Source organism: Bacillus sp. RIT 809 (assembly GCF_016892495.1).
GTDB lineage: Bacteria > Bacillota > Bacilli > Bacillales > Bacillaceae_G > Bacillus_A > Bacillus_A cereus_U.
In genome coordinates, this window is the sequence record NZ_JAFEMR010000052.1 from 1 (window position 1) to 8,281 (window position 8,281).

The window sequence follows — 8,281 nt, forward strand, 5'->3', positions numbered from 1 at the left end:
GCAATTAAAAATGAATTGTAGATATCTGAGGAGGAAATTAATGTGTTTATCCAACATACAAATAATATGATAGATTTGATATTTCCTGATACATAAAACGACATAAAGGCAGGGACTACCGATAATACAATAATGGGCAAGCTCATAAAGACCCAAAATCTCGTTTTGGATAGGATTGCATTTGTATTTAGCCAAAAAAATATTCCACTACATGTTAAGCTAATATCACCTTTGTTATTTATGACAAAAATGTGTAGACATTCATGAATGATGAAGACAAAAATACCTATTATGATGAGATACAATATATTAATATGAGTGAAATCTACTCCAAAGTAATTTGGTATCAGAAAAATGATTATTTGAAGTAGATATACAAACTTCATATAATGTTTTCGATGCCAATTATTCTGTATAAAAGGAGTCCATTCTGAAAAATCCATACTTATCTGTGGCAAGTGGCGAAACCAAATTATGATATGCGTTCCCTCCCTCATTTAAACTATTTCATAGCTTAAAACATTTAATCCACTAACACTCAACCGTTAGTTTTATATACAAACCTTCGCTCGCCTTCACTTTTACCGTGTGTTCTTCTACTTGAGTTTGAAGTGATTCAATTTTAGGATTATTCGAGTGAGAAAGTGGTGTTTTCATAGATAAATGCATTCGACAAAATCATCCAAATTCCTTTACATATATGATTTTTATAAAGGGGGTTCTCGCATGCACAGCTTGATGCCCTGTTTTTGGTGAAAAGCAAATTCATCAAGAAGCCATCCCAATTGTCGCTTTGATATGGTAAGTGGTACACTTGAATGTAAAAAAGCTCAGAGTTTTATCTCTAAGCTTTTTTGTAATCATTTCATTATAGCTCCTTTTAAAGAGCTATATTTTTTATCCATTCTGATTTACTTAATAGATAATGATTATATAGTTGGTTTTCTATCGTTTGTTGACTCAGATAAGTAAATCCACATTTTTCAATAACTTTATTTGATGGTACGTTGTTAATTAAAGCAACTGCGTTAAGAACATCTACATTTGTATTTTTGAACAAATAGTCAATCAACCCTTTAGTCGCTTTAGTAGCGTAACCATTATTTTGATACTCGCTTGAAATAGCATACATAATTTCTCTGTTCGGTGAAGGGAGTTCTTCTTTAATGCCTGTACAGCACCATCCAATAAATTCATTTGTATCTTTAATAAATATCCCCAGCTGTAAAGAATGAACCTCTATGTTAGATGTTGTTTTCACGGCATCAAGAAATGCTTTATTTGCTGGTATTTCATCATTGATAATCCAATGAACCCTCTGTTCTTTCGTTGATTTCCAGTCCGGTAAAAACTTTTCTATTTCCGGCTGATTCGATATTTTATAAATACTCTCCGCATCTTGAATGGTAAACTCTTGTAAGTAAATATCACCACAGTCTATTCTAAATAACCTAGTCAAATTTTCTTCTCTCATGTTCCCACCCCTTAATCCCGTATAAAAATCAGTAATTATGGGAACCTCCTAGCTAGAAGGTTCCCATAATCACATTAAAGCGCCTTAATCTGCTTCGTAAGTTCTATAAATCGTTCATCAAGTTCTTTATATTCTTTATCGTTAAAAGTTAAAAAGCTTAATTTACCTAATACTTCTTGTCTCTCTGTTTCTAACGTTAAACGTAGCTCTTCAATATCATCTCTTGTTTTAGTAGGCTCTTCTAACTGCTTTTGTATCGTATTATTTGAAAACACGAGTTTCGTGTTAGTTGTTTTCTCTAGAAAATATCGATCGTGAGAAACTATAACTAATGTTCCATTATACTCAGCCAATGTATTTTCAAGTTGTTCCCTTGAAGGTAAGTCTAGATGATTTGTCGGTTCATCTAAAATAAGTACATCTTTTTCCTCTAAAATATAGGTCATTAGCTTACACTTCACTCGTTCTCCCATGCTCATTTGCTCAATCGGCTCTTTCCATTGAGAAGCCTGGAACCCTAAATGTTTCATTAAATTTTGGACTTTTCCTCTTTCTTCAAATGTCTCTTTAAAAAATAAATCTTCTGGTGTTTTATCAAGTGGTAAATCAAATACTTCTTGTGTTAAATAACCGATGTTTGCAGATGGTGAAATCCATACTTCTCCTTGAACAGTCTCCGTGCCCATAATCATCTTCAGTAATGTTGTTTTCCCGCTTCCGTTTGGTCCAATAATCGCAAGCTTCTCACCGTGTTGGATTGTGAAATTAACGTTTTCGAATAATGTTCGTCCATCAAATTCTTTCCTCAATTGTTTCACTTCTAAAAAGCGTTTTCCTACTTTTTTATTCGCTTGAATAGAGAACTCAACTGAATACTCTTCTTTAACACGTTCTACTTTCGTTTTCTCAAGCACTTTTTCGAGACGTTTCCGTTTCGACTTCACTTGCGCATCCATTCGCTTCGCTTTCACACGATAAAATTCTTTAACGCCTTCCTGTTTTGTAGACTGTGCATGTGCCCTTTGTGACCATGAACTTAATTCGTTTATTTGTGATTCTACTTGTTCTATCTTTTTTTGCTGTTTTTCATATTCACGCTGCTGCGTCATTCTTTTTTGCTCACGTGCTTTCATATAACTCGTATAATTACCGCTATGGTCAATTAATTTTTTATCCTCAATTGACCATATTTTTGTTGCGACAACATCTAAAAAATATCGATCATGCGATACGACGATAACTGTACCTCTCATATTTTTTATTTGTTTAATGAGAAATTCCGTACTCGTCTCATCTAAATGATTTGTCGGTTCGTCTAATATTAATAAATTAGGATTTTCGGAAAACCCTTTTGCTAATCGAACTTTCAGCTTTTCACCACCACTTAAAGTAAGAAAATCGTTCGTTGGCACGCCCCATTTCGCAAGAAGTTCTGCTTCTTTTGCAATCACATCATTACTAATAAAGGATTCTGTTTCTTGTTCAACATATGCCGTTGTCACATTCATTTGCTGCCATTCAACAGTACCTTTTGATGGCTCAATCTTCCCATTAATTAATTGAAGTAACGTTGATTTACCAGCACCATTTTTACCAATTAATCCGATAACATCCCCTTGTTTTACTGTAACATTCATTTTCTCTAATAAAGTATTTTCTATTATTTCAACATAAACATCATTTAATTTTAAAAGTTCTTTCATATTACCGATCCCTTTCATTAAGGGAGAACAAAAAAATCCTCCCAAATTAATTTGGCAGGATTAGTCATTAAAATATTTATACCCAAATAAGCTATTAAGCAAAATAAATAGCAATACTATTGTATGGAAATCGGGCAGACTAATCCTATTTTTTATAAATTGAAATTTATTTAATTTCAACATTTAAAAATAAGATTAGTTAATCATCGTCCACCCATCATTCCTTTCCGTCGTTAGTAACCAAATTGTACCATAGTAGTACTGTATGAGTAAATGTAATTATATGTGATACTGCTTTAGATTTTACTATCATGTAAACTTCTACGCGCTCCCACTTATATATTTTTTATATAAATCTCCAATAAATTATATATTATACATATTAAATTTCAGTTCTTATAATGAAGATATCATTTTAAAAGGAGGATACTACAATGGAGTTTAGCAAACTAGGAAACAGTGGATTAACAGTAAGCAAGATTGCATATGGGAACTGGATAAACCATGGTGGAAAAGTAGATGAGGATACTGCAAAGGATTGTGTGAAAGTCGCACTAGATGTCGGAATTACAACGTTCGATACTGCCGATGTTTATTCAGACACTATAGCCGAAGAAGTACTTGGCCGGGCTTTGCAAGGTATACGCCGAGAAAGTATAGAACTATGTACAAAAGTATGCCATCCGACTGGACCCGGAAAAAATGATCGAGGCTTATCACGAAAGCATATTTTAGAAAATTGTAATGCATCTTTACACAGGTTACAGACAGACTACATTGATGTCTATTATGCACATAGATTTGATACAACAACTCCTCTTGAAGAAACGATGTTAGCTTTCTCAGATCTTGTAAGGCAAGGAAAAGTCCATTATATTGGTGTAAGTGAGTGGACATCGGAACAAATTACCCGCGGTGCAGCACTTGCACGAGAATTGAAAATTCCACTCATCGCTAGCCAACCTCAATACTCGATGTTGTGGCGAGTTATCGAAACTGATGTAATACCAACATGTCAACGTGAGGGACTTGGTCAAATTGTATGGTCCCCCCTTGCACAAGGTATTCTCACAGGAAAATATCAACCTGGTAAAGCAATACCCACTCAATCACGTGCTAATTCAGATGCTGGCAAACCATTTTTCCACAAACTGGTGCAACGTTGGATGAGTGATGATGTACTCACTGCAATTCAGAAACTCAATCCCATCGCGCAAGAAACTAATCTTACCCTATCTCAACTCGCAGTTGCTTGGGTACTACAAAATCCATCTGTTTCCTCTGCAATTATTGGTGCTTCAAATCCGGAGCAAATAAGAGAAAATGCAGTTGCTTCTAGTGTTAAATTACACCCTGAAATAATGGATCAGATTGATAGTGTACTAAAAGGTTTCATTGAGTACGATCCGAGCAAAACAGGTTGAAACATCAGTGAATTACTTTTTAAAAACCACAAAATACCTTGTAGTCTAACTTTAAAATAAAAATAGAAGTTTCACTTTCCAATTTCTCACTGCCCATCCTATCAAGATGGGCTTTTACTCTTTAAATTCAAATTGTGAAGTCGCATAAACCTCTCTAACAACTGTTAAAAAGTTCTCTAACACGACAGACTTTTCATCTTGTCTCCATCCAACATATAAATTTATTTTCGGTGTATTTTCTTGAATGTCTTTATACATGACACCCGATTTTTTATAACTTTCCACCGATGATGGAACGACAGAAATACCCATTCCTGCTGCAACTAAATTTACAATCGTTTGCATTTGGATCGCTTCTTGAACAATATTTAAACTTACTCCATGTTCCCAAAAGTAACTAATAATTAAATCATAAAAGTTTGTACCAAAATGACGTGGAAATAAAATAAATGGTTCATCCACTAATGATTTGATTGGAATTTTACGTAACGTAACGAAAGGGTGCTCTTCATGCAAAACCAATTTCAAACACTCCTCAGAACAAACTTCAGAAGACAATATTTCATTATTCTGCTTAGAACGAATAAATCCAATATGAATTTGTTTTTCATAGAGTGCTTTTATTTGCTGGTCTGTTGTCATCTCGCGTAATATGAGCTGTATTTTAGGAAAACGTTCTCGGAATTTTTTTAATATCTCTATAACGGTTTCTGTAGAATCGACAAAACCAATTATTAAATGTCCTATCTTCCCTTCATCCGCAAGCTGTGTTTCTTTAATGGTTCTATCTACTTGAAGCAACGTTTGCCGTGCACCTTCTAAAAAGATTTTCCCCGCATCGGTAAGTTCAACCATTCTTTTTGTCCGGTGAAAAAGTTGAACTCCTAATTCTTCTTCCAATTTTCGAATTTCTTGGCTTAAAGGCGGTTGTGCCATCATAAGGCGTTCTGCTGCACGACTAAAGTTTAATTCTTCTGCCACCGTTATGAAATACCTCATTTTCCGAATATCCATTTCAATCCCCCTATCATAAACAAATAATAAACACTTCGCTTTTACTTCTCTAAGGTAAATAATTTTTTATTTTCAAGTGGTACAAAACAAGGCTAAAAAACTTATCTCCAAAGTTCTTTAGCCTTAATCACTTGTTACACATTAAAAAATATTATTCGTACAACGGTACCTTTATCAACTTCTGAATGGATCTCTACACTATGTCCCAATTGTTTTGTAATTTCATATACAAGATATAACCCCATTCCAGTTGATTCTTTAAAATCTCTACCATTTTCTCCTGTAAAGAACGGTTTAAATACTCTTGGTAAATCTTGCTTCGGTATCCCGACGCCACTATCGGCAATTTCAAGTACAACTGTATTACCTTCCCTACATGCTTTCACTTTAATCTTTTCTCTACTACCTGATGAGTATTTAATCGCATTCGATATAATTTGTCCAATTAAAAATTGCAACCATTTCGCATCACTTTCTACAGTAATACCTTTATCAATTTCAAGCTCTGGATATACAAAACTCCGGATAAAGAAGCGTTTATGTTCATGCACGGAATCATTTACTACTTTATGTAGTTGTACTCTTTCTACATAAAAATCTTGTGTGAATGCTTCTAAACGCGCGACATATAATGCCATCTCTAATCCCTTTTTTAACCGATCTGTTTCCTCATTAATACTTTCAAAACGCGAATCCACTTCATCCTGTGTAATTAATTCTATTACAGATAGAGGTGTTTTCATTTGATGAATCCACTGATTCATAAAGGTTAAATGATCATTATTTTTTCTCTCTTGTAATTGCAGCTGATTTTGATAATGACGATATTGTGCATCAAGCAAATCTTGGAGTGCGGTAGATAAAACTGCAAAATCAGATTTTTGAACGGATTCATCCAAAGATTGCAATGGATTTGCTAAACGTTCATAAAAAGAACGATGTGTAAAATAACGAAATAATAAATAACTTATCATAAAAAAAGCACCTAAAAACATTGCATATAATGCCGTTGAAATATGATTATGCCCATCAAACCAATAAACTAGGAATATGGCTAGTAGTTGGATCGCTGTAAAACAAATAAGCGGTATATGATCACGAATAAACAACCTTATCATTTTTCCATACCATTATCCCAAGTAATATGTAATCTATATCCAACACTACGAATTGTTTCAATTGCTCCTTCAATATGTAACGTTTTTAACTTTTTACGCACACGTGTTGTATTTACACTTAATGTATTATCATCAACGTAAGATTCACTATCCCATAATTTATTAAGTAACACTTCTCTACTCACAACACGCGGGTAATTTTTCATTAGCGTCTCTAATAAAATAGCTTCGTTTCTCGTTATATCAATCTCTTGCCCCCTAAGTTTTAACACAAGTCTTTCTGGATATAAACAAAGACCTTGTTGCTCAATCATTCGTTCTTCTAGTTTCGGTGCATAGTCTCCGTAAGCACGTCTTAAATGACTACGAATTTTTGCCATTACAACTTCATAATGAAAAGGCTTCGGAATAAAATCATCGCCACCATTTTCTAACGCCATAACTTGATCCATCGTACCTTCACGGGCCGAGATAAATAAAATTGGACATGTGGAAACCGCACGAATTTGACGACACCAATAGTAACCGTCAAAGCTTGGTAAATTAATATCTAATAAAACTAACTCTGGTTGTTCTTCTAAAAATATGTCTAACACATTTTGAAAATCCGATATAACAATTCCTTGGTAACCGTATTTCGCAACATAAGTTGATAATAGCTCCGCAATTTTCATATCATCTTCTACAATCATAATTTTAACCATTCTTAAACTCCTTTTAATTCACAATCTCAAATATACTTACACAAAATAAATACTACCTCTTTTTATTTAATCCGTAAATTAAAAAAGATACTTTTAAACAAAAGTATCTTTTTTCTATTTTTTCTTATTTAATATGACATTCACTCAAAGTAAATACCAGGTTCTCCACATAATACATCCCTAGTTCCATCCGCGCTGTTTTCAGCGGATCCACAACTTGACAAACTTGTGAACTACCCACCACTTAGTATCTCTTACGAGCTTACTTGAAGTGGGGGCTTCTCGGTTCATCGTTACTTTTGATAGCTAACGAATTTGTCTTAAGACAGCCGAGCTAACTCCCTTGTTCCAAAGGTTATTTCTTACGGTTTATATCAATGCTAATAACCGCATGGCTTCCTTTTTGATATTGATAGCTGCGTTATAATCACGACTTATTGTTAGTCCACACGAACACTCATACGTGCGTTCAGATAATGACATTTCTTTTTTGTTTCCACAACGACTACACATCTTTGTAGAAGGAAACCATTTATCTATTTTCACAAGCTGTTTTCCTTGTTCTTGTAGCTTATATGCTAAAAATGTCGTGAACATCCTCCAACCGTTATCCGCTACACTCTTACCAAAGCGAAGTGCTCGTGACATTCCTTTCATATGTAAGTCTTCGATTGCTACAACGTCAAAATTCGTAGCCAATTCTTTCGACTTATGATGAAGGAAATTCTTACGTTGATTGGCGACCTTTTCATGCAACTTCGCTACACAGATGCGTTGTTTATTCCAACGCACTGAGCCTTGTACACGTCTTGCTAATACTCGTTGTGCCTTTGCTAATCGGTCC

8 protein-coding genes and 1 pseudogene are annotated in these 8,281 nt (G+C 34.3%); 1 reads left to right on the forward strand and 8 read right to left on the reverse strand.

The features are described 5' to 3' along the window. From JTF23_RS27170 to abc-f, 3 genes are all read right to left on the reverse strand, one after another. The coding region (locus JTF23_RS27170; RefSeq protein ID WP_204210274.1) for a DUF3267 domain-containing protein at positions 1 to 443 on the reverse strand (443 nt) is incomplete at its 3' end. A gap of 437 nt (positions 444 to 880) precedes the next feature. Further along, positions 881 to 1,474, reverse strand: coding sequence for a GNAT family N-acetyltransferase (locus JTF23_RS27175; RefSeq protein WP_016105027.1), 594 nt, complete (start codon positions 1,472 to 1,474; stop codon positions 881 to 883). A gap of 74 nt (positions 1,475 to 1,548) precedes the next feature. Continuing rightward, positions 1,549 to 3,177, reverse strand: a complete 1,629-nt coding sequence (abc-f, locus tag JTF23_RS27180) for a ribosomal protection-like ABC-F family protein (RefSeq protein ID WP_204210270.1) — start codon at positions 3,175 to 3,177, stop codon at positions 1,549 to 1,551. Between the two features lie 434 nt (positions 3,178 to 3,611). On the opposite strand from abc-f, the gene JTF23_RS27185 reads away from it, so the two are divergent. After that, on the forward strand, positions 3,612 to 4,601 hold the full coding sequence (locus JTF23_RS27185) for an aldo/keto reductase family protein (RefSeq protein ID WP_204210271.1): 990 nt from the start codon (positions 3,612 to 3,614) through the stop codon (positions 4,599 to 4,601). 114 nt (positions 4,602 to 4,715) lie between these two features. Here the strand turns inward: JTF23_RS27185 and JTF23_RS27190 are convergent, their stop codons facing one another. The 5 genes and pseudogenes from JTF23_RS27190 to JTF23_RS27210 all read right to left on the reverse strand — a co-directional run. Beyond that, positions 4,716 to 5,615, reverse strand: a complete 900-nt coding sequence (locus JTF23_RS27190) for a LysR substrate-binding domain-containing protein (RefSeq protein ID WP_204210272.1) — start codon at positions 5,613 to 5,615, stop codon at positions 4,716 to 4,718. Between the two features lie 134 nt (positions 5,616 to 5,749). Then, positions 5,750 to 6,733 (reverse strand): sensor histidine kinase, encoded by a 984-nt coding sequence (locus JTF23_RS27195; RefSeq protein WP_002161558.1) that lies wholly within the window; start codon positions 6,731 to 6,733, stop codon positions 5,750 to 5,752. Beyond that, entirely contained in the window at positions 6,730 to 7,437 is a 708-nt protein-coding gene (locus JTF23_RS27200) for a response regulator transcription factor (RefSeq protein ID WP_002161557.1), read from the reverse strand. The genes JTF23_RS27195 and JTF23_RS27200 overlap by 4 nt, the downstream gene beginning before the upstream one ends. Before the next feature lie 124 nt (positions 7,438 to 7,561). Next, positions 7,562 to 7,675 (reverse strand): annotated as a pseudogene (locus JTF23_RS27205) (acetamidase/formamidase family protein); the annotation flags it as partial. Between the two features lie 131 nt (positions 7,676 to 7,806). After that, on the reverse strand, positions 7,807 to 8,281 hold a 475-nt coding region (locus tag JTF23_RS27210), incomplete at its 5' end, for an RNA-guided endonuclease InsQ/TnpB family protein (RefSeq protein WP_204210273.1).